We start from the raw sequence: 17,823 nt of genomic DNA on the forward strand, positions 1-17,823 counted from the left end.
AGCCCATCGGGAGCAAAATCCCTCGCCACTGGGGCAGGGAGTTGAAAAGAAAGGTTATATACACTACGGCTGTTTGAAATGCCCCGGAACATCATGTTCCGTTTCGTTTGGCTTGGTTCTTTTCTGAACTTGAACATCGCTGATCTTGACGCTCTTTAATTCAGTAAAGGACACTCGCAAGAGTGCCTCGGCTTCTTCGGTGGTAAGCGTCTCGGTGTCGCCTGCCAATACCCGGCTATCGGGTTGGCCGTCGGCGATGAAACTGACGATGAATCGATCCTGGCTCATTCGTTACCTCGACAAGTCAAGCGCCAGGACGCAGCAGAGCTGCGCCCCAACGGTTCTCGGGTTACGACTTCCTGCCGCCGCCGTGGCTGCGTTCGCCACCTTTGCGGCCTGCTTCAGAGGCTTTTTCCCGATCATTTGCAAAATTGCCGCCGGAAGCGTGTCCGCCTTTCTTGCCGGCTTCGGATGCTTTCTCACGGTCGTTTGCGAAGTTACCTGGATTTTTGTTTCCGCTATTAGCCATTTCGAGAATCCTCATTTTGGTTAAGCGAGTAAACGTGCCTCGCAGTATTGTGAAAGAAAACGGCGGATGGAAGTTTAGAAAAAACGTTTCGCTGGCGACGAACGGTAGTGAGTTGAAAAGTGTTGCTGAAAAAACTTATACAGCCGTTTCGCTTGAGCTTATACAACATCGAAAAGATTAATTAACAAAGCGGCGGCAAATGATATTTATTCATCGAATACTCAGTCCTCACCGCCGCTCACTTTCCAATGCTTGGCTTCGGGTGGAAACACCACTTGTTCAACCCTGTGGGCAATGCCAAAGGCCAGTGAGTTTTCCGCCGGGATCACACGCTCCTCGGCGCACAGGCACTTGAAGATATCCAGTTGCGTGGCGGCACCGGCTGTTTCCTTGACGTAGATTTCCACATACCGCGCCACGTCGTTGTCCAGGCTGGACAGGTATTCGCGCAAGCGCGAGTGATCCACCGACTTCTGGCCGAAATACCAATTCATCGGGTGGATCAGGAAGCGCGAGTGGGGCGTGGTGGTGCGGTCGCTGGCGGCCAGGTACATGACGATGCCCATCGATTCGATGTTGCCGGCGTTCACGGCGCGCACCGGCACGGGAAGAGACTTGATGAAGGTGTAGAGGGTGAAACCGAAGTTCGTGCTACCGCCGACCGTAGAGAGGTTGAGCATCAGCGAGTCGGCGCCTTTTTCAATGGCTTCCAGGCAATTGTCCCGAAAGCGCTCGGTGGTTCCTTGATCGATCTGGCAATGGAAATGGACGATGTGTTCGGACATCTGAAACTCCTCTCGACTTACGCGTTGACGAGTCTGCGGATCAGCGGCTCTGTACAGTTGGGAGTCCGCCGGCTGTCGGATGTTCCACTTCCGTCACTCGCTTATCGAGGCCCGCAGCGCTCGATTGCTTCGGTCAACAGGCTTCGACGGCTTGGGCCATGCGCTGCAGGAACATCGTCAGCGCAGCTTCTTGGGCACTCAGGCCTTTGCGAACCCGGGGCTTGGGCAGTTCGTGCAGGACGCCGCGCATGAAACCCTCCACAACGGCGGGGTGGATATAGCATTTACGACAGACGGCGGGCGTGTTGCCCAACTGTCGGGCGACCTGCCTGACCATCTCGGCCACGTGCCGCTTGGCCTCGGTTTCGGTTTCCCACTGCAGTGTGCGCAGGCCGTCCAGCGCCGCCGCGCTGCCTGCCCAGGTGCGGTAGTCCTTGGCGGTGAAATCGGCGCCGGTGAGGGTCTTGAGGTAGGCGTTGATATCCGAAGAAGTGATGGCGTGGCGCTCGCCGTTTTCATCCAGGTACTGGAACAGGTTCTGCCCGGGCATTTCCTGGCAGCGCTTGACGATCCGCGCCAGGCGCCGGTCCTTCACGGTGATCTGGTGTTCGATGCCGCTCTTGCCCCGGAACTGGAAAGCGATGGCGCTGCCATTGACCGCGACATGCTTGTTGCGCAGGGTGGTCAGGCCGTAGGAGCGGTTGTCCCGGGCGTATTGCGTATTGCCGACGCGAATAAGGGTGACGTCGAGCAAGGTGATGACCGTCGCCATGACTTTGTCGCGGCTGAAGCCGGGGGTGGCGAGGATCTCTTCCAGGCGTTTGCGCAGCCGGGGCAGGGTGCGGCCGAATTCCAACATGCGTGAATACTTGTCGGCATCGCGCACTTCGCGCCAGCGCGTGTGATAACGGTACTGCTTGCGCCCACGGGCATCGCGCCCGGTGGCTTGGAGGTGGCCGCGCGGGTCGCAGCAGATCCAGACGTCGGTGTAGGCCGGCGGAACGGCCAGGGAGTTGATGCGTTGGATTTCGGCCGCGTCTGTGATGCGCTGGCCCGAAGGGTCGAAATAGCAGAATTTGCCTCGCAGTTTCCTGCGGGTGATGCCCGGCGCAGTATCATCGACATAGTGCAAGTCGGCCGGGAGTGCATCGGGCAGCGGGGTGTCGGGCATGGTTGATCCTTGGCGATGAATTCAAATGGCCTGTGAACTCATTGACCTCTGCCCGTTGCGGTCGTGCCGAGATTCTCATGTCACTTGGGACGCTTGTGTGCTGGCCCTACAGGCGCGAAGGCTACGCCAACACCGCCACCGCCTTGATCTGCGCCCACACGATCTGTCCGGGATGCAGCTTCAACTGATCGCGCGAATACCGAGTGATCCGCGCCATCAGCGGTGTGCCGGCGGCCTCCACGCGGATCAGCACATGGGCGGCATTGTCGCCGGCCAGTTCGCTGACGACCGCCACTGGCAGGCGATTGAGGATGCTGGTCTGCCCGTCGCTCGCCAGGCTCAGGCTGACGTCCCGGGCCTGGACCTTGAAGCGCAGCGGCTGCCCGACCGCCAGCGCCGTGTGGGCAACCCGCACGTTCAACTGGCTGTCGGGCAGGGTCAGGGTGAGCAACTGATAGTCCGGGTCGTAGCCGGCGACTTTTCCGTTGATCACCACGCCTGCGTCATCCCCCAACGCCAATGGCAGGTCGAGCCGGGCGAGGGTCTCGCCGATTGGCCCGCTGGCCAAGGCCCGCCCAGCGTCCAGCACCACGATATGATCGGCCAGCCGCGCCACTTCATCCTGGGAATGACTGACGTACAGCACCGGGATATCCAGCTCATCGTGGAGCCGTTGCAGGTAAGGCAGGATCTCGTTTTTGCGGCGTGTATCGAGGGCGGCCAGAGGCTCGTCCATCAGCAGCAGGCGCGGGCTGGTCAGCAAGGCGCGGGCGATGCCGACGCGCTGGCGTTCGCCACCGGAAAGGTTGTGAGGTTGCCTGTCGAGGAGATGGCCGATGCCGAGCAGTTCCGTCGCGTGGTTGATGTCCACGCGCCGTTGCGCCGCGGTAACGCGCTTGAGGCCGAACAGAAGATTGTCGCGCACCGACAGGTGATCGAACAGGCTCGCCTCCTGGAAAACGTACCCCAGCGCTCGCTTGTGAGGCGGGACGAACACCTCACGCTCACTGTCTTGCCAGACCTCGCCATTGACCTCGACGAAACCCCGCGTCGGTCGGTCCAGCCCGGCCATGCAGCGCAGGCAGGTGGTCTTGCCGGATCCGGACTCGCCGTACAGCGCCGTCACCCCACGGCCGGGCAATTGCAGGTCCAGGTCCAGGGAAAAATCGCCACGGTCGAGTTGAAACCTCGCCTCGATCATCGATCAGCTCCAACCGGCGCGAGTTCGGCGGCTAGAGTACAGCGCCAGCAGCACCAGGAAAGAAAACACCAGCATCGCCGCCGCCAGCCAATGGGCCTGGCTGTACTCAAGGGCTTCGACGTGGTCGTAGATTTGCACCGACACCACCCGGGTCTTCTCGGGGATGTTGCCGCCGATCATCAACACCACGCCAAACTCACCCACCGTGTGGGCGAAGCCGAGGATTGCGGCGGTGATGAAACCCGGTCGGGCCAAAGGCAGGATGACGCTGAAAAAGGTATCCCACGGCCCGGCCCGCAGGGTGGCGGCGACTTCCAAAGGACGACTGCCGATAGCGGAAAAGGCATTTTGCAGCGGCTGCACCACGAAGGGCATTGAGTAGATCACCGAGCCAATCACCAGTCCGGTAAAGCTGAAGGTGAGGGTGCCCAGCCCGAGGGCTTGGGTGAATTGGCCGATCCAGCCGTTGGGTCCCAGCGCCAGCAGCAGATAGAAGCCAATCACGGTCGGCGGCAGTACCAGCGGCAGGGCGACCACCGCACCCACCGGACCGCGAAGCCGCGATTGGGTGCGCGACAGCCACAGGGCGATGGGCGTGCCGATGAAAAGCAGGATCACCGTGGTCAGCGAAGCCAGTTTCAGGGTCAGCCAGATGGCGGCGTAATCGGCGTCGGTCAGTGGCATCAGCGTTGGTAACCGTAGGCCTGGATGATGGCGGCGGCTTTCGGGCCCTTCAGATAGCTCATCAATGCCTGGGCGGCGGGGTTGCCCCGTCCCTTTGCCAGGATCACCGCGTCCTGCTTGATCGGATCATGCAGTTCGCCCGGGACAACCCACGCGGAACCGCTTGTCAGCTTGCCGTCCTTGAACACCTGGGACAGGGCCACGAAACCCAGTTCGGCATTGCCAGTGGAAACGAACTGATAGGCCTGGGTGATGTTCTGGCCCTCGACGATCTTGCCCTTGACCTGATGGGTGAGCCCCAGCTTTTCCAGCACCTGTGTGGCGGCCAGGCCATACGGCGCGGTTTTCGGATTGGCAATGGACAGGTGTTGGAAGGCATTGTCCCGCAGGACTTGCCCCTTGGCGTCGACGTAATCGGTCTTGGCCGACCACAACGCCAACGTGCCGATGGCGTAGGTAAAGCGCGAGCCCTGGACGGTGTCGCCTTCGCTGTCCAGCCTCGCCGGCGTGGTGTCGTCGGCAGCCAGGAACACCTCGAATGGCGCGCCGTTCTTGATCTGGGTATAGAACTGCCCGGTCGCGCCGTAGGCGGCAATCAGTTTATGCCCGGTGTCCTTCTCGAAGCTGGCGGCGATGGCCTGGATCGGGGCGGTGAAGTTGGACGCGACGGCGACTTGCACTTCATCGGCTTGGGCGGCGTTGATACAAAAGCAAGTAGCAAGCAGCAGGGCGAGTGGGGTCAGGCGCATGGGCAGGGTTCCGTCGAAATGGGTTCGCTATATAGCGGAATATATAGCGAAAGGCTGACAAACGGAACGTGGCATTTTGTCAGAAGTCAGCGGTGGCAGGGCTGCCGTCATCGCGAGCAAGCTCGCTCCCACAGGATTTCGGGATGAATGCATGATTGATATTCACACTGAACCCCTGTGGGAGCGAGCTTGCTCGCGATAGCGTCCGGTCAAGCGCCGGAGACTGTCAGGCTAGCGCTCAGCCCTTGAACCGAGCCAGAGCCTCCTCAGCCAGGCGCCGCGTCAGCTCGCCACTGGGCAGCTCCCGCCCCAGGGGAAATGCCTGGCCGGCCCAAAGGTTGGCGAAGTCAGCTTCATCCTTCGCGCGAAGGGGCATCAACGCGCCGCCCGCCAGCGGAAATGCTGGCGCCAGTGGGCTCATCGGGCCGACCTCGCGCATCACCCGGTTGACGATCCCTCGGGCCGGCCGACCGGTGAACAGGTTGGTGATTGCAGTCTGGCTTTCCTTGGCCGTGCGCAACGCCCGGTGATGGGAAGGCGTGATCTTCGCTTCCGGGGTAAACAGGTAGGCGCTGCCCAGCTGCACCGCCGACGCACCCAGGGCAAATGCGGCGACGATGCCCCGCGCATCGCCGATACCGCCGGCGGCGATCACCGGCACGGTCACCGCGTCCACGACTTGCGGCAGCAAGGCGAACAGGCCCACCTGAGTATCGAGGTCGTCGCTGAGGAACATCCCTCGATGACCGCCGGCTTCATAACCCATGGCAATGATCGCGTCGCAGCCGTGTCGCTCGAGCCAGATCGCTTCTTCCACGGTGGTGGCCGAAGAGAGGACTTTCGCCCCGGTGGCCTTGACCCGATCGAGCAACGATTTTTCCGGCAGGCCGAAGTGGAAGCTGACCACCTTGGGTCGCATGTCTTCCAGCACCCGGCAGGCCGTATCGTCGAACGGCGTGCGATTGGATACGGGCGTCGGCGCGTCGAAATCCACCCCCAGCTCTTGGTAATAAGGCTTGAGGCGCTGTTTCCAGGCCTCGGCCCGTTGTTCGTCGAAGGCGGGCGGCTGATGGCTGAAAAAATTGACGTTGAACGGCTTGTCGGTCTGCTCGGCGATGGTCGTCAGTGCCTGGCGCAGTTGCTCCACGTCGAGCATCGCCGCGGGCATCGAGCCCAGTCCGCCGGCATTGCAAGTGGCGACCACCATCGCCGGACCGGTCACCCCGGCCAGCGGCCCCTGGATGATGGGATGCTCGATGCCGAGCAGGTCAAGAATGCGGGTGTCTGGCCACTGACTCATGTTCGGGTGTCTCCGACGGCAGAAGGAAACGGTGTTTTTAGCAGGTGTGACCCGGCCAGGGCCAGTCGAGTTTTTCAATCGCTGCCCGGGTTTGATGCCAACGGCGGGATGGGTACCATGGGACACCACTTATCAAGGAGCCGAACCCATGGACGTGAAACTCAAGACCGTCGAACCTTTCACGGTCGCCGGTTTGCAGGTACGCACCCGCAACGCCGAGGAGCAACAGGGCGATACGGCGAAAATCGGCCCGATGTGGCAGCAATTCTTCACCGAAGGGTTGTTCGAGCGAGTTCCGGCGCGGCAGTCGGAGTCGTTCGTCTACGGGGTGTACTCCGGCTACGAGTCCGATGCTACCGGCTACTTCAATGTGACGGCGGGCGTACAGGTCGACGCCACGAGCGCAGGCTACCCCGCCGTGGAAGTCGAGGGCGGGGATTACCTGATGTTCTCGGCCAAGGGCGAAATGCCCGATTGCGTGATCCAGACCTGGGGGCTGATCTGGGCGTACTTCGCCGACAATCCGCAGGCCGTGCGCCGGTTCACCACCGATTTCGAGGTCTATAACGCCCCCGACTCGGTGGCGATCTATATCGGTGTTCAATCCTCGGGCGAGCGTTCCAGCGCCAACAGCTGACGCTTGCGCTCAACGCCCCAGCGGTAGCCCGACAGGTTGCCGTCGCTGCGCACCACTCGATGGCAGGGGATCGCCACGGCGAGGCTATTGGCGCCGCAGGCCTGGGCCACCGCGCGCACCGCTTTGGGCATGCCGATGCGCTGGGCGATTTCGGCATAGCTGGCGGTGCTGCCGGGCGCGATCTCTCGCAGGGCTTGCCAGACCCGTTCCTGGAACGCCGTGCCACGCAAGTCCAGTGGCAGGTCCAGGCCCAGGGCCGGTGCCTCGATGAAGCCCACCACTTGGGCAATCAGCTGCTCGAATTCCCGGTCGGCGCCGATGAGGTTGGCGCGGCGGAACTTGTCTTGCAGGTCACGCAGCAGCGCATCCGGGTCGTCCCCCAGCAGGATCGCGCACACGCCACGCTCGCTTTGCGCCACCAGGATCGCTCCCAGGGAACACTGGCCGAGGGCGAAGCGAATATCGGTGTTCAGCCCGGCGGCGCGATACTCGCCAGGTTTCATACCCAAGACTTTGTCGGCGGCTTCATAGAAGCGGCTGTTGGAACCGAAGCCTGCGTCGTAAAGCGCTTCGGTCACCGTTCCGGCGTCGGCCAGGCGTTCGCGCACTTTGCGCGAGCGATGGGCGGCGCCGTAGGCCTTGGGGGTCAGGCCGGTGATCGACTTGAAGACGCGATGAAAATGGAAGGGACTCAGGCCGGCGCTTTGTGCCAGTTCATTCAAGCCTGGCAGTTGCTCGGCCGCCTCGATCTGCCGGCAGGCCGCCGCCACCCGCGCCGCTTGTTGCGCGGCGATCTGGGTCTGGTCCCTGGCCATCCGTTTGCTGGGACGATAACCGGCTGCCTGGGCCTGTTCCGGCGTGTCGAAGAATTCGACATTGCGCGGATTGGGCAGGCGCGACAGGCTGCTGGGGTGGCAATAGATGCCGGTGGTCTTCACGCCGTAGACAAAGGTGCCATCGGCGCGCGGATCCCGGGCGAGTACGGCGGCCCAGCGAGGGTCCTGATCAGGGGCGAGCGTACTTGAAGTGCTGTTCATGGTCGTGATTCCTTTGGCCCGTTTTGGCTAGATTACTGAGCCATCCAGGTGACGACACTCCGGGTCTTGCGGTTGAATTCTGCATTGTCATCCGGCCATGCGGAACGTCATGTTGATGCGTTGGGCGCCCAGACGTGTATGTTGTCCCGGCTTGAGCGGCAGCACGCCGTGGTAGCGCAACCGGTCCACGCCGCCCCAGATTGCGATGTCGCCATGAAACAACGGAATGCGCTGGCTTTTGTCGCTGCGCTCGAATCCACCAAACTGGAATGTCGCCGGCAGGCCAAGGGAAAGCGAGACGACGGGGGCCGTCAGGGAGCGCTCGTTCTTGTCCTGGTGCAGCGACATCCGCGCGCCGGGCACGTAGCGGTTGATCAGGCAGGCATCGGGCTCGAAGTGCTCGAAGCCCGCTTGCCGGGCAGCGGCCTGGGCCAGCTCGCGAAACACTGGCGGCATGGCGGGCCAGGGATCGCCTGTCTGTGGATCATGGGCGGTGTAGCGATAGCCGCTGCGGTCGGTGGTCCAGCCGAGTGCGCCGCAACTGGTCAGGGCCACCGACATGGTAAAGCCACCGGGCGTGACCATCTGCCGGAACGGTGCGGCCTGCAAGACTGTTTCCAGCGCTGGCAACAAACGGTCGAGCCAGGGCAGGGCAAACCCGCGTAGCACGAAGGATTGCTGGCCGATCTGTTCGACCTGGCCAGGCGTGGTGGGCGCCTGGTCGGCGAACAGGTCGAGAGTGACGGGGGTGTCGTCATTGCGCATCATGAAAAATGATCCCGAGTGTATGCCGGCGACCGCTGTGTACACGGCTGACGCCATGGCGCAAGTTAACCCGATAATACCCGCGAACGCCTTTGACCGGCCGCTGGTGTACGGCGAACACCACGGCGTCGCCTTGTTTCAAGTCGATGACTTGGGGGCGTGACTGCATGCGCGGGCGTTGCTCGGTGAGGACGAACTCGCCCCCGGTAAAGTCGTCTCCCGGTTCCGACAGCAGGATGGCTACCTGTAACGGGAACACCTGTTCGCCATAAAGGTCCTGGTGCAGGCAGTTGTAATCCTGCGGGCCGTATTGGAGGAGCAACGGTGTGGGACGCTGCTGCCCGGCGGCATGGCAACGGCGGATGAAATCCGTGTGCTTATCGGGGTATCGCGTTTCCAGGCCCATGCAATCGTTCCAGCGATTAGCCACTGGGACCAGCATCGGATAGAGCGACTGGCGCAATTGCTGGACGATCTCAGGCAGCGGATAAGCGAAATACTGGTACTCACCGCGCCCGAATCCGTGGCGCCCCATTATTACCCGCGAACGAAAAACCCCGGCGTCCTCATACAAACCGCTCAACTGCCGGCATTGTACGGTCGGCAGCAGGTTGCGAATGATCGCGCAGCCGTCCTCATCGAGGCTATCCACCATGGTGGGCCAATCGAGGTGGGGGAGGTGTTGGGTCAATAGAGGCGTTGAGGACATGATTGCAATCCTGGATAAAAGGACTGTTCAGCCTGAAGAGTGCAGCGCTGCCGGGCACTCCGATTCTTGCGATGTGAAGCGCTTTTTGTAGAAAGGGAGCAAGCTCCCTCACCACAAAAAGCCAGCTGGCAGGCTTTAGAGTGCCTTGCTGACCTTGAGATCGGTGATCTGATCATCGGTCTCGCCATGCAACTTTTGCAGCGCGACCAGCGCTTCTTCCTCGGTGCCGGTCTGCAGTTGCGCGAACTCGAAGCGGCGCTCGCCGTTGAGTTTGTACTTGATAACGTATTTGGTTGTCTGGGCCACGGTTTTACCTATCTTGGACGGGGGGCTCAACTCAGCTTCGAACTGGAGCGCCGGATGATCTTGATCTTGTGGGTCAGGGTCGGCTTGCGGGTAACGCTGATGGCGCGACGGTTGACGGTGTCGATGGTGATATTCCAGAAGCCGGTGCTGGGGGCCGTGATCCTGGCCGGGAACGTGTCGAACGCGCCGCCGTGGTAGGTGTGGCGGCCACCATTCTTGAAGCTACGGAAATTGGCGTCGTTCATCAAACGGATGTTGCACATTTGGGAGCATTCGATCACGACGATATCGTCTTCGTTGAGGTGCTCGCGCTGGTGGATGAATTTCATGGGCGCCTCCAGAAGGGCATTTCTTGCAAATCAGGACAGTAAGATGAAGCAATGATAATGGAGCGCAGTTTATCAGCACCGCGGGTTAATATCCGGCCCCTGTCCTGGGTGTCATTCATTTATCAGGCGGTGGCGAATAAAAAATGAGAGGACGTTGGAGAAAATCGACGTTTGCATTGTCGGAGGGTCTTTATTGGAGGATTCATATGAAGCGCAGCGTGTGGGTATTGGCCTTGGCCTTGGGTGGATGTGCATCGGTATCGGACATCAACCAGACGCCGCCCACCATGAGCGTCATCTCCGGCAAGAAACCTCATGAATACGCCAAGTGCGTTGCCGACAAGCTTCTGGAGAGCCGTGGCCCGCTGCAAATGGAGCCGCATAAGAATGGCGTGCGGGTGATCGTCCCCGGCAAGCTGTCGGCGCTACCGGCCGCGGTGTTCGACATCGACGAACGCTCCAGCGGCTCCAGCATCAAGCTGCACGAAAGCCTCTCCAACGTACCGGTGCGCCCGGGCGACGTTCAGGACGCGGCCAACGCTTGTATTTCCGGTTAAGCAGGGCCCGTCCTTTATTTACAGACGACCACCACGCTGCGGCTGGTGAAGTTGCCCACGTGCACACCGAGGGTCTTTTCGCTGTCGTTGGCCTGTGGCGTGCCATCCGTGCCGACGATGCGGTAGCCCGTACCGGCGCAGGAAGCTTCCGCTTTCTCGTAACACGTCGCCCAGGAATTGGCTTCGCCTGAACAGTCGATGGCCAAGCCTTGTTCACCGGTATCCAGATAGGTTTTTTCGGCTGAGGCACAGCCTGCCAGGGCCAGAACTGCAAACAGCGCCAGGATTGTCTTCATGGGGGGTTGTCATCAGGATGGGGAGGAATGGCGCGAGATTATAGCGAATGGCCATTCCGGTACAGCTAAACCCGCGGCCCCTTCCGAGCACCAGGGCTTCGGCGGGGCCGTCTGTTTATTTCTTGCGGCGAGTATTGCGCGCTGGCGCCTGTTCACGCTCCCGGGGCGCCGGGGCGGAACGTTCGTCCTGAAAGACCGCGGCGACTTCCACCGCCATTGTCTTGGTGGGCAAGGGACCGGCGACCTGCTCGCCGTGGTAGTTGATAATCCACCACTGGCCGTCCTTGTCCTGGCTGACCGAATAACCGTTTGCGTTCTGTGTTGCCGACATCTAGCTGCCTCGTTGGCGGAATCAAGGCGGCCATGATACGCCAAATGCTCGCAAACCGTGCTGATGGGCGTACAGTGAGGACCGCTGGAACCATCGAAGCGAAAGGCGATTGAACTATCCGCCGGTTTATTTCTCTATGATGGCATCGGTTGGCCAGCGCAGGCATTGTAAGGTGCCTGCCGGCTGATTAGACTGCGCCGAAAACTTGTACACACCGCCTTTTCAAGGACTTATATGATCAAGAAATGCTTGTTCCCAGCAGCCGGTTACGGTACTCGCTTCCTGCCAGCGACTAAAGCCATGCCCAAAGAAATGCTGCCGGTGGTGAACAAGCCACTGATCCAGTACGGCGTCGAAGAAGCCCTGGATGCGGGCCTGACGGAAATCTCCATCGTCACCGGCCGTGGCAAGCGCGCCCTGGAAGACCATTTCGACATCAGTTACGAGTTGGAAAACCAGATCAAGGGCACCGACAAGGAAAAATACCTGGTCGGCATTCGCAAGTTGCTGGACGAGTGCTCGTTCTCCTACACCCGCCAGACCGAAATGAAAGGTTTGGGCCATGCGATCCTGACCGGCCGCCCGCTGATCGGTGACGAACCGTTCGCCGTGGTCCTGGCGGACGACTTGTGCGTGAACCTGGAAGGCGACGGCGTTTTGACCCAGATGGTCAAGCTGTACAAGCAATTCCGTTGCTCCATCGTGGCGATCCAGGAAGTGGATCCGCAGGAAACCAACAAGTACGGTGTCATCGCCGGTGAAATGATCCGCGAAGACATCTACCGCGTTCACAGCATGGTTGAAAAACCAAAACCTGAAGATGCGCCGTCGAACCTGGCGATCATCGGCCGCTACATCCTGACTCCGGACATCTTCGACCTGATCGAACAGACCGAGCCAGGCAAGGGCGGTGAGATCCAGATCACCGACGCCCTGATGAAACAGGCCCAGAACGGCTGCGTCATGGCCTACAAGTTCAAGGGCAAGCGCTTCGACTGCGGTGGCGCCGAAGGTTACATCGACGCAACCAACTTCTGCTTCGAGAACTTCTACAAGACCGGCAAGGCTTACTGATTCAGCCTGCGTCGCGCCTTGAAAAAACGCCCCGACTGGTTCGGGGCGTTTTTTTTTCTGCAAAAAAACCTTCCGCCAATCATCAATCACACAAACAAAGTCGCTGTTTGCGCTGCAACGCTGCCTCAGGTGAAAACAGCAGGTATGCTGACAACCTGCCGAAGGAGATAGATGATGGCCTACGATTTTGATCTGTATGTGATTGGCGCCGGTTCCGGCGGTGTGCGGGCGGCGAGGTTTGCCGCGGGTTTCGGCGCGAAAGTGGGCGTGGCGGAAAGCCGCTACCTGGGGGGGACCTGCGTCAACGTCGGCTGTGTGCCGAAAAAACTGCTGGTCTACGGCGCGCATTACGCCGAGGATTTCGAACAAGCGTCGGCCTACGGCTGGACGGCGGGCGAGGCGAGTTTCGACTGGGCCACGCTGATCGCCAACAAGGATCGTGAGATCAATCGCCTCAACGGCATCTACCGCAACCTGCTGGTCAACAGCGGTGTGACCTTGCATGAAGGCCACGCCAGGATTACCAGCCCTCATGAAGTCGAGATCAACGGCGAGCGCTACACCGCCAGGCACATCATGATCGCCACCGGCGGCTGGCCGGTGATTCCGGATATTCCCGGGAGCGAGCACGCCATCGGTTCCAACGAAGCGTTTTTTCTCAAGACGCTGCCCAAGCGCATGCTGGTGGTGGGAGGCGGCTACATCGCCGTGGAATTCGCCGGGATCTTCCACGGCATGGGCGCGCAGACATCCTTGCTTTATCGCGGCGACCTGTTCTTGCGCGGTTTTGATGGCGCGGTGCGCAAGCATCTGGCCGAAGAGCTGCAGCGTCGTGGCTTGGACCTGCAATTCAACGCAGACATCCAACGCATCGACAAAGAAGCCGACGACAGCTTGAAAGTGACGCTCAAGGACGGTCGCACGTTGTCGACCGATTGTGTGTTCTACGCCACCGGCCGCCGGCCGATGCTGGACAATCTTGGGCTGGAGAACACGGGCGTCAAGCTGGACGAGAAAGGCTTCGTGCAGGTCAACGAAAAATACGAGACGGCTGAACCGTCGATCCTGGCCATTGGCGATGTGATCGGCCGTGTGCAGCTCACGCCTGTCGCCCTGGCCGAAGGCATGGCGGTGGCGCGGCGCCTGTTCAAGCCTGAGCAATACCGCCTGGTTGATTATCGAATGATCCCCACGGCGGTGTTCAGCCTGCCGAACATCGGCACGGTAGGTTTGACGGAAGAACAGGCTCGGGAAGCCGGCCATGAGGTGCAGATTTTCGAAAGCCGTTTCCGGCCGATGAAGCTGACCCTCACTGACTGCCAGGAACGCACCCTGATGAAATTGGTGGTCGATGCCAAGACCGATAAGGTCCTGGGCTGCCACATGGTCGGGCCGGACGCCGGTGAAATTATCCAAGGGCTGGCGATTGCCCTCAAGGCCGGTGCTACCAAGCGCGATTTCGATGAAACCATCGGCGTGCATCCAACCGCAGCCGAAGAATTCGTCACCATGCGTACGCCTACCGCCTGATCAGGCTTTTCGTCCATGGGGCTGTGATCCGTTGATCCAGCCCCGTGAACTGTCAGGCAGCTGCCACGATCAATTGATCGCCGCCTTCGGCAGCTTCCACAGATTTCTTCTATCTATATAGATTCCTGATAGCCAAAACCAATCATTTGCATGAGCTTTGGCAATGAGCCAACAGCGCAATGAATGGCTAAGATTCACCCCATCAACTTTTCAACCACTGACGGAGAGTCAACGATGCCTATCATCAACAGCCAAGTTAAACCGTTCAAAGCCACCGCTTTCAAAAACGGCGCTTTCGTCGAAGTATCGGACGCCGACCTGAAAGGCAAGTGGTCTGTTGTGTTCTTCTACCCAGCTGACTTCACCTTCGTTTGCCCAACCGAGCTGGAAGACCTGGCCGACAACTACGCCGAGTTCCAGAAGCTGGGCGTCGAAATCTACAGCGTGTCCACCGACACTCACTTTGCCCACGCTGCCTGGCACAACACTTCGCCAGCCATCGGCAAGATCCAGTACACCATGATCGGCGACCCGACCCTGGCCATCTCCCGCAACTTCGACGTGCTGATCGAAGAAGCTGGCCTGGCTGACCGCGGTACTTTCGTGATCAACCCTGAAGGTCAGATCAAGATCGTTGAAATCAACGACGGCGGTGTAGGCCGTGACGCTTCCGAGCTGCTGCGCAAGATCAAGGCAGCCCAGTACGTTGCCGCTCACCCAGGTGAAGTCTGCCCAGCCAAGTGGAAAGAAGGCGAGGCCACCCTGGCTCCGTCCCTGGACCTGGTCGGCAAGATCTAAACCGATGCATTACCCGAGGGCGATCCGCTCTTAGCCAAGTAAGCCGCTTCGCCCCAAAAAACGCCCGGGCGAGATTCGCCTGGGCGTTGTTTTTTCTGAAATTCAAAAATGGAAATCGCCCGTATGTTGGACGCCAATCTTAAAGCTCAGTTGAAGTCATACCTGGAACGGGTCACCCAGCCGATCGAGATCGTTGCATCCCTCGACGACGGTGCGAAATCCCAGGAAATGCTTGCGTTACTCAAAGACGTTGCCAGTCTTTCCAACCAGATTACCTTGCTCGACAACGGCACCGATGCGCGTAAGCCATCGTTTTCGTTGAACCGCCCGGGAGCCGATATCAGCCTGCGTTTCGCCGGCATTCCCATGGGACATGAATTCACTTCGCTGGTGCTGGCCCTGCTGCAAGTCGGTGGCCACCCTTCGAAGGCCAGTGTCGAAGTGATCGAACAGATCCGCTCGCTCAAGGGCGAGTTCAACTTCGAGACGTATTTTTCGCTGTCATGCCAGAACTGCCCGGACGTGGTCCAGGCGCTGAACCTGATGGCGGTGCTGAACCCGAACATCAAGCACGTCGCCATCGACGGCGCGCTGTTCCAGGCTGAAGTCGATGAACGCCAGATCATGGCCGTGCCAAGCGTGTACTTGAACGGTGTGAACTTCGGCCAGGGTCGCATGGGCCTGGAAGAAATCCTCGCCAAGATCGACACCAGTGGCATCGAGCGCCAGGCTGAGAAGATCAGCGCCAAGGATGCCTTTGACGTGTTGGTGGTGGGCGGTGGCCCGGCCGGTGCCTCGGCGGCCATCTATGCGGCACGAAAAGGCATCCGTACCGGTGTGGCGGCCGAGCGTTTCGGTGGCCAGGTGCTCGACACCATGGCCATCGAGAACTTCATCTCGGTCCAGGAAACCGAAGGGCCGAAATTGGCTGTCGCCCTGGAAGAACACGTCAAGCAATACGACGTCGACATCATGAACCTGCAACGCGCCGACGCACTGGTGCCAGGCACGGCCGGTGGGCTGCATGAAGTCAAGTTCGCCAGCGGCGCGAGCCTCAAGGCCAAGACCGTGATCCTGGCGACCGGTGCCCGCTGGCGCGAAATGAACGTGCCGGGCGAGCAGCAATACCGCAACAAAGGCGTGGCGTACTGCCCGCATTGTGACGGTCCGCTGTTCAAGGGCAAGCGGGTCGCGGTAATCGGCGGCGGTAACTCCGGCGTCGAAGCGGCCATCGACCTGGCGGGTATCGTGTCCCACGTCACGTTGCTGGAGTTCGATGTGCAATTGCGTGCCGACGCGGTGTTGCAGCGCAAACTGCACAGCCTGCCGAACGTGACGGTGATCACCAACGCCCAGACCACCGAAGTGACGGGTGACGGGCAGAAGGTCAACGGCCTGCGCTACAAGGACCGTCCGAGCGGTGAAGTGCGCGACGTGGCGCTGGAGGGGATCTTCGTGCAGATCGGCCTGTTGCCCAACACCGATTGGCTCAAGGGCACCGTCGAGCTGTCGCCGCGTGGCGAGATCATTGTCGATGCTCGTGGCGAAACGTCGATCCCGGGTGTGTTCGCTGCCGGTGACGTGACCACCGTGCCGTACAAGCAGATCGTGATCGCCGTGGGCGAGGGCGCCAAGGCTTCGCTGAGCGCCTTCGATCACCTGATCCGCACCTCCGCACCGGCCTGATAGCCGGTCGCTGGAAAAATAAAACCCCATGGGCCTTGGCTCATGGGTTTTTTTTGTGACCGCAGAACTTACAACGGTGCAGGCTGGATGATCTCGACCCAATAACCGTCCGGGTCTTTGATGAAGGCCAGGCTTTTCATGCGGCCATCACTCAAGCGTTTCTGGAAGTCACAGCCCAACGCTTCGAAGCGCTCGCAGGCGGCGACCACGTCTGGCACGGAGATGCAGATGTGGCCGAAACCGCGCGGGTCGGTGTTGCCGTTGTGGTAGGTGAACGCCGGATCGTTTTCGGTGCCGTGGTTATGCGTCAGTTCGAGGATGCCGGGGATCGATTTCATCCACTCGGTACGCGCCGCCGCGTCCGCCGGGATCTGGTTCTTGTCGACCAGGGCAAGGAAATACAGGCTGAATTCGGCCTCTGGAAAGTCGCGCTTTTCCACCAGGGAAAAACCCAGCACACGGGTGTAGAAATCAAGGGACTTGGTAATGTCCTTGACCCGCAGCATGGTGTGGTTGAAGACGAACTTGGCCGTTGCGGCATCGGGTTGAGCGGTGACGCCAGGGAAAGTATTGAGTTCTTGCAGGCTCATGGGCCCTCCGAAAAATAAGTGGGGCTTGTGCTAGCTTCCTTGCAGGTGCGTCCATGATACGCAAGGGGCGTGGCATCGCCAAACGTGCCTATTGCCTGGTGGTGCGTCGCGCTTCAGACTTCACGATCAGTCCTTGAGTGCAACGCAATGTTTCGACCGCTTTCTTCGCTGTTCGTCCTGTTGTTTGCCGTCGCGTCGAGCGTCGATGTGGGGGCGGCCGAACCACAGGTAACCTGGCCCTCGGGATGGATCATCGAATCGCTGCCCGCCGACGCACTGGCCCCGGCCAAAGGTACCAGTCGGCAGCGCGCCACCAAAAGCGACCCTTCGGGCAATGCCGTGATGGTGATGGAATTGACCGCGTCGGCTGTCGAGCCCGACCATCAAGTAAACTTGCAAGGCGTGCTGTTGGAAATGAGAAAGTCCATTCAGAAGGATTTTTTCCAAGGCGGCTATCAAAGTGTCTGCAATAAGATTCACGCGTCCGTATTGGGCGGCGTAAGCGCTTTGGAAACCACTTGCACGATCACGCAAAACGGGCGTCATGTATTGTCGCAGACCCTCGTCGCGGCACTTAATGACGGTAATGCCTACGTGTTGTCCTATGCGGGGCAGGCGCAGGTATTTGTAGAAAGCCAGGATGAAATACAGTCGGTACGAAATAGCCTGAAATTATAAGGCTTTCAGCGTAATACTCTTGGGCCAACACGAAAGTTCGGCCCATAAAAAAGCCCTGGGTGCAGGCCAGGGCTTTTTTCG

General features: G+C 60.2%; 23 protein-coding genes. 7 read left to right on the forward strand and 16 right to left on the reverse strand.

Features of this window, described 5'->3' with window-relative positions:
• Positions 1 to 63: 63 nt before the first annotated feature.
• From J3P81_RS10430 to J3P81_RS10465, 8 genes are all read right to left on the reverse strand, one after another.
• A complete protein-coding gene (locus J3P81_RS10430; protein WP_420767702.1) occupies positions 64 to 288 on the reverse strand; it encodes a hypothetical protein in 225 nt (74 codons plus the stop codon).
• A gap of 61 nt (positions 289 to 349) precedes the next feature.
• Positions 350 to 529: a general stress protein gene (locus J3P81_RS10435; RefSeq protein WP_003182983.1), complete on the reverse strand. Its 180-nt coding sequence runs from the start codon at positions 527 to 529 to the stop codon at positions 350 to 352.
• A gap of 221 nt (positions 530 to 750) precedes the next feature.
• Positions 751 to 1,314, reverse strand: a complete 564-nt coding sequence (locus tag J3P81_RS10440; RefSeq protein ID WP_030142235.1) for an ATP-dependent Clp protease proteolytic subunit — start codon at positions 1,312 to 1,314, stop codon at positions 751 to 753.
• 133 nt (positions 1,315 to 1,447) lie between these two features.
• The gene (locus J3P81_RS10445) at positions 1,448 to 2,485 is read right to left on the reverse strand and encodes a DNA topoisomerase IB (RefSeq protein ID WP_434563609.1); all 1,038 of its coding nucleotides are present in this window, start codon (positions 2,483 to 2,485) and stop codon (positions 1,448 to 1,450) included.
• A gap of 121 nt (positions 2,486 to 2,606) precedes the next feature.
• Positions 2,607 to 3,686 (reverse strand): molybdenum ABC transporter ATP-binding protein, encoded by a 1,080-nt coding sequence (gene modC / locus J3P81_RS10450; protein WP_434563611.1) that lies wholly within the window; start codon positions 3,684 to 3,686, stop codon positions 2,607 to 2,609.
• 3 nt (positions 3,687 to 3,689) lie between these two features.
• Positions 3,690 to 4,370 carry a molybdate ABC transporter permease subunit gene (gene modB, locus J3P81_RS10455; protein ID WP_420767705.1) on the reverse strand — a complete coding sequence of 227 codons (681 nt, stop codon included), beginning with the start codon at positions 4,368 to 4,370 and terminating at the stop codon, positions 3,690 to 3,692.
• Positions 4,370 to 5,119 carry a molybdate ABC transporter substrate-binding protein gene (gene modA, locus J3P81_RS10460; protein WP_420767706.1) on the reverse strand — a complete coding sequence of 250 codons (750 nt, stop codon included), beginning with the start codon at positions 5,117 to 5,119 and terminating at the stop codon, positions 4,370 to 4,372. Before modA ends, modB begins: the two co-directional genes overlap by 1 nt.
• A 238-nt stretch (positions 5,120 to 5,357) precedes the next feature.
• Positions 5,358 to 6,419 carry an NAD(P)H-dependent flavin oxidoreductase gene (locus tag J3P81_RS10465; RefSeq protein WP_434563613.1) on the reverse strand — a complete coding sequence of 354 codons (1,062 nt, stop codon included), beginning with the start codon at positions 6,417 to 6,419 and terminating at the stop codon, positions 5,358 to 5,360.
• A gap of 148 nt (positions 6,420 to 6,567) precedes the next feature.
• Here J3P81_RS10465 and J3P81_RS10470 point away from each other — a divergent pair, with 148 nt between their 5' ends.
• Positions 6,568 to 7,056: a GyrI-like domain-containing protein gene (locus J3P81_RS10470; RefSeq protein WP_434563615.1), complete on the forward strand. Its 489-nt coding sequence runs from the start codon at positions 6,568 to 6,570 to the stop codon at positions 7,054 to 7,056.
• Here the strand turns inward: J3P81_RS10470 and ada are convergent.
• From ada to J3P81_RS10495, 5 genes are all read right to left on the reverse strand, one after another.
• Positions 7,020 to 8,093 carry a bifunctional DNA-binding transcriptional regulator/O6-methylguanine-DNA methyltransferase Ada gene (gene ada / locus J3P81_RS10475; RefSeq protein ID WP_420767709.1) on the reverse strand — a complete coding sequence of 358 codons (1,074 nt, stop codon included), beginning with the start codon at positions 8,091 to 8,093 and terminating at the stop codon, positions 7,020 to 7,022. The two genes, J3P81_RS10470 and ada, sit on opposite strands and share 37 nt — an antisense overlap.
• 87 nt (positions 8,094 to 8,180) lie before the next feature.
• On the reverse strand, positions 8,181 to 8,861 hold the full coding sequence (gene alkB / locus J3P81_RS10480) for a DNA oxidative demethylase AlkB (protein WP_420767710.1): 681 nt from the start codon (positions 8,859 to 8,861) through the stop codon (positions 8,181 to 8,183).
• Complete coding sequence (locus J3P81_RS10485) at positions 8,848 to 9,567, reverse strand: 2OG-Fe(II) oxygenase (RefSeq protein WP_434563617.1); 720 nt, start codon at positions 9,565 to 9,567, stop codon at positions 8,848 to 8,850. The genes alkB and J3P81_RS10485 overlap by 14 nt, the downstream gene beginning before the upstream one ends.
• A 135-nt stretch (positions 9,568 to 9,702) precedes the next feature.
• On the reverse strand, positions 9,703 to 9,873 hold the full coding sequence (locus tag J3P81_RS10490) for a hypothetical protein (RefSeq protein WP_420767712.1): 171 nt from the start codon (positions 9,871 to 9,873) through the stop codon (positions 9,703 to 9,705).
• A gap of 26 nt (positions 9,874 to 9,899) precedes the next feature.
• Positions 9,900 to 10,202 (reverse strand): DUF1883 domain-containing protein, encoded by a 303-nt coding sequence (locus J3P81_RS10495; RefSeq protein WP_003182962.1) that lies wholly within the window; start codon positions 10,200 to 10,202, stop codon positions 9,900 to 9,902.
• A gap of 206 nt (positions 10,203 to 10,408) precedes the next feature.
• Here J3P81_RS10495 and J3P81_RS10500 point away from each other — a divergent pair, with 206 nt between their 5' ends.
• Positions 10,409 to 10,759, forward strand: coding sequence for a hypothetical protein (locus tag J3P81_RS10500; RefSeq protein ID WP_420767713.1), 351 nt, complete (start codon positions 10,409 to 10,411; stop codon positions 10,757 to 10,759).
• 14 nt (positions 10,760 to 10,773) lie between these two features.
• On the opposite strand, the gene J3P81_RS10505 is transcribed toward J3P81_RS10500, so the two are convergent.
• Positions 10,774 to 11,055 carry a hypothetical protein gene (locus J3P81_RS10505; RefSeq protein ID WP_434563619.1) on the reverse strand — a complete coding sequence of 94 codons (282 nt, stop codon included), beginning with the start codon at positions 11,053 to 11,055 and terminating at the stop codon, positions 10,774 to 10,776.
• 115 nt (positions 11,056 to 11,170) lie between these two features.
• Positions 11,171 to 11,386 carry a hypothetical protein gene (locus J3P81_RS10510; protein ID WP_420767715.1) on the reverse strand — a complete coding sequence of 72 codons (216 nt, stop codon included), beginning with the start codon at positions 11,384 to 11,386 and terminating at the stop codon, positions 11,171 to 11,173.
• A 234-nt stretch (positions 11,387 to 11,620) separates the two neighbouring features.
• Between J3P81_RS10510 and galU the strand changes: the two genes are divergently transcribed.
• The 4 genes from galU to ahpF all read left to right on the forward strand — a co-directional run bounded on the left by galU (position 11,621) and on the right by ahpF (position 16,474).
• Positions 11,621 to 12,460 (forward strand): UTP--glucose-1-phosphate uridylyltransferase GalU, encoded by an 840-nt coding sequence (gene galU, locus J3P81_RS10515; protein WP_039592970.1) that lies wholly within the window; start codon positions 11,621 to 11,623, stop codon positions 12,458 to 12,460.
• A gap of 174 nt (positions 12,461 to 12,634) precedes the next feature.
• Positions 12,635 to 13,990 (forward strand): glutathione-disulfide reductase, encoded by a 1,356-nt coding sequence (gorA, locus tag J3P81_RS10520; protein WP_434564096.1) that lies wholly within the window; start codon positions 12,635 to 12,637, stop codon positions 13,988 to 13,990.
• 234 nt (positions 13,991 to 14,224) lie between these two features.
• Positions 14,225 to 14,788, forward strand: coding sequence for an alkyl hydroperoxide reductase subunit C (gene ahpC, locus J3P81_RS10525; RefSeq protein WP_011061677.1), 564 nt, complete (start codon positions 14,225 to 14,227; stop codon positions 14,786 to 14,788).
• A gap of 123 nt (positions 14,789 to 14,911) precedes the next feature.
• Complete coding sequence (gene ahpF, locus J3P81_RS10530; RefSeq protein WP_434563621.1) at positions 14,912 to 16,474, forward strand: alkyl hydroperoxide reductase subunit F; 1,563 nt, start codon at positions 14,912 to 14,914, stop codon at positions 16,472 to 16,474.
• 68 nt (positions 16,475 to 16,542) lie between these two features.
• On the opposite strand, the gene gloA is transcribed toward ahpF, so the two are convergent.
• A complete protein-coding gene (gene gloA, locus J3P81_RS10535; protein ID WP_420767718.1) occupies positions 16,543 to 17,064 on the reverse strand; it encodes a lactoylglutathione lyase in 522 nt (173 codons plus the stop codon).
• 147 nt (positions 17,065 to 17,211) lie between these two features.
• Here gloA and J3P81_RS10540 point away from each other — a divergent pair, with 147 nt between their 5' ends.
• The gene (locus J3P81_RS10540; protein ID WP_434563623.1) at positions 17,212 to 17,742 is read left to right on the forward strand and encodes a DUF4946 domain-containing protein; all 531 of its coding nucleotides are present in this window, start codon (positions 17,212 to 17,214) and stop codon (positions 17,740 to 17,742) included.
• Positions 17,743 to 17,823 lie beyond the last annotated feature (81 nt).

It is taken from the genome of Pseudomonas sp. R1-6, assembly GCF_051132115.1.
Lineage (GTDB): Bacteria > Pseudomonadota > Gammaproteobacteria > Pseudomonadales > Pseudomonadaceae > Aquipseudomonas.

Bases quoted from the DNA above. Each gene is read 5' to 3' on its own strand.
- J3P81_RS10430 (WP_420767702.1), bottom strand. From the start codon at position 288: ATGAGCCAGGATCGATTCATCGTCAGTTTCATCGCCGACGGCCAACCC.
- J3P81_RS10435 (WP_003182983.1), bottom strand. From the start codon at position 529: ATGGCTAATAGCGGAAACAAAAATCCAGGTAACTTCGCAAACGACCGT.
- J3P81_RS10440 (WP_030142235.1), bottom strand. From the start codon at position 1,314: ATGTCCGAACACATCGTCCATTTCCATTGCCAGATCGATCAAGGAACC.
- J3P81_RS10445 (WP_434563609.1), bottom strand. From the start codon at position 2,485: ATGCCCGACACCCCGCTGCCCGATGCACTCCCGGCCGACTTGCACTAT.
- modC (WP_434563611.1), bottom strand. From the start codon at position 3,686: ATGATCGAGGCGAGGTTTCAACTCGACCGTGGCGATTTTTCCCTGGAC.
- modB (WP_420767705.1), bottom strand. From the start codon at position 4,370: ATGCCACTGACCGACGCCGATTACGCCGCCATCTGGCTGACCCTGAAA.
- modA (WP_420767706.1), bottom strand. From the start codon at position 5,119: ATGCGCCTGACCCCACTCGCCCTGCTGCTTGCTACTTGCTTTTGTATC.
- J3P81_RS10465 (WP_434563613.1), bottom strand. From the start codon at position 6,419: ATGAGTCAGTGGCCAGACACCCGCATTCTTGACCTGCTCGGCATCGAG.
- J3P81_RS10470 (WP_434563615.1), top strand. From the start codon at position 6,568: ATGGACGTGAAACTCAAGACCGTCGAACCTTTCACGGTCGCCGGTTTG.
- ada (WP_420767709.1), bottom strand. From the start codon at position 8,093: ATGAACAGCACTTCAAGTACGCTCGCCCCTGATCAGGACCCTCGCTGG.
- alkB (WP_420767710.1), bottom strand. From the start codon at position 8,861: ATGATGCGCAATGACGACACCCCCGTCACTCTCGACCTGTTCGCCGAC.
- J3P81_RS10485 (WP_434563617.1), bottom strand. From the start codon at position 9,567: ATGTCCTCAACGCCTCTATTGACCCAACACCTCCCCCACCTCGATTGG.
- J3P81_RS10495 (WP_003182962.1), bottom strand. From the start codon at position 10,202: ATGAAATTCATCCACCAGCGCGAGCACCTCAACGAAGACGATATCGTC.
- J3P81_RS10500 (WP_420767713.1), top strand. From the start codon at position 10,409: ATGAAGCGCAGCGTGTGGGTATTGGCCTTGGCCTTGGGTGGATGTGCA.
- J3P81_RS10505 (WP_434563619.1), bottom strand. From the start codon at position 11,055: ATGAAGACAATCCTGGCGCTGTTTGCAGTTCTGGCCCTGGCAGGCTGT.
- J3P81_RS10510 (WP_420767715.1), bottom strand. From the start codon at position 11,386: ATGTCGGCAACACAGAACGCAAACGGTTATTCGGTCAGCCAGGACAAG.
- galU (WP_039592970.1), top strand. From the start codon at position 11,621: ATGATCAAGAAATGCTTGTTCCCAGCAGCCGGTTACGGTACTCGCTTC.
- gorA (WP_434564096.1), top strand. From the start codon at position 12,635: ATGGCCTACGATTTTGATCTGTATGTGATTGGCGCCGGTTCCGGCGGT.
- ahpC (WP_011061677.1), top strand. From the start codon at position 14,225: ATGCCTATCATCAACAGCCAAGTTAAACCGTTCAAAGCCACCGCTTTC.
- ahpF (WP_434563621.1), top strand. From the start codon at position 14,912: ATGTTGGACGCCAATCTTAAAGCTCAGTTGAAGTCATACCTGGAACGG.
- gloA (WP_420767718.1), bottom strand. From the start codon at position 17,064: ATGAGCCTGCAAGAACTCAATACTTTCCCTGGCGTCACCGCTCAACCC.
- J3P81_RS10540 (WP_434563623.1), top strand. From the start codon at position 17,212: ATGTTTCGACCGCTTTCTTCGCTGTTCGTCCTGTTGTTTGCCGTCGCG.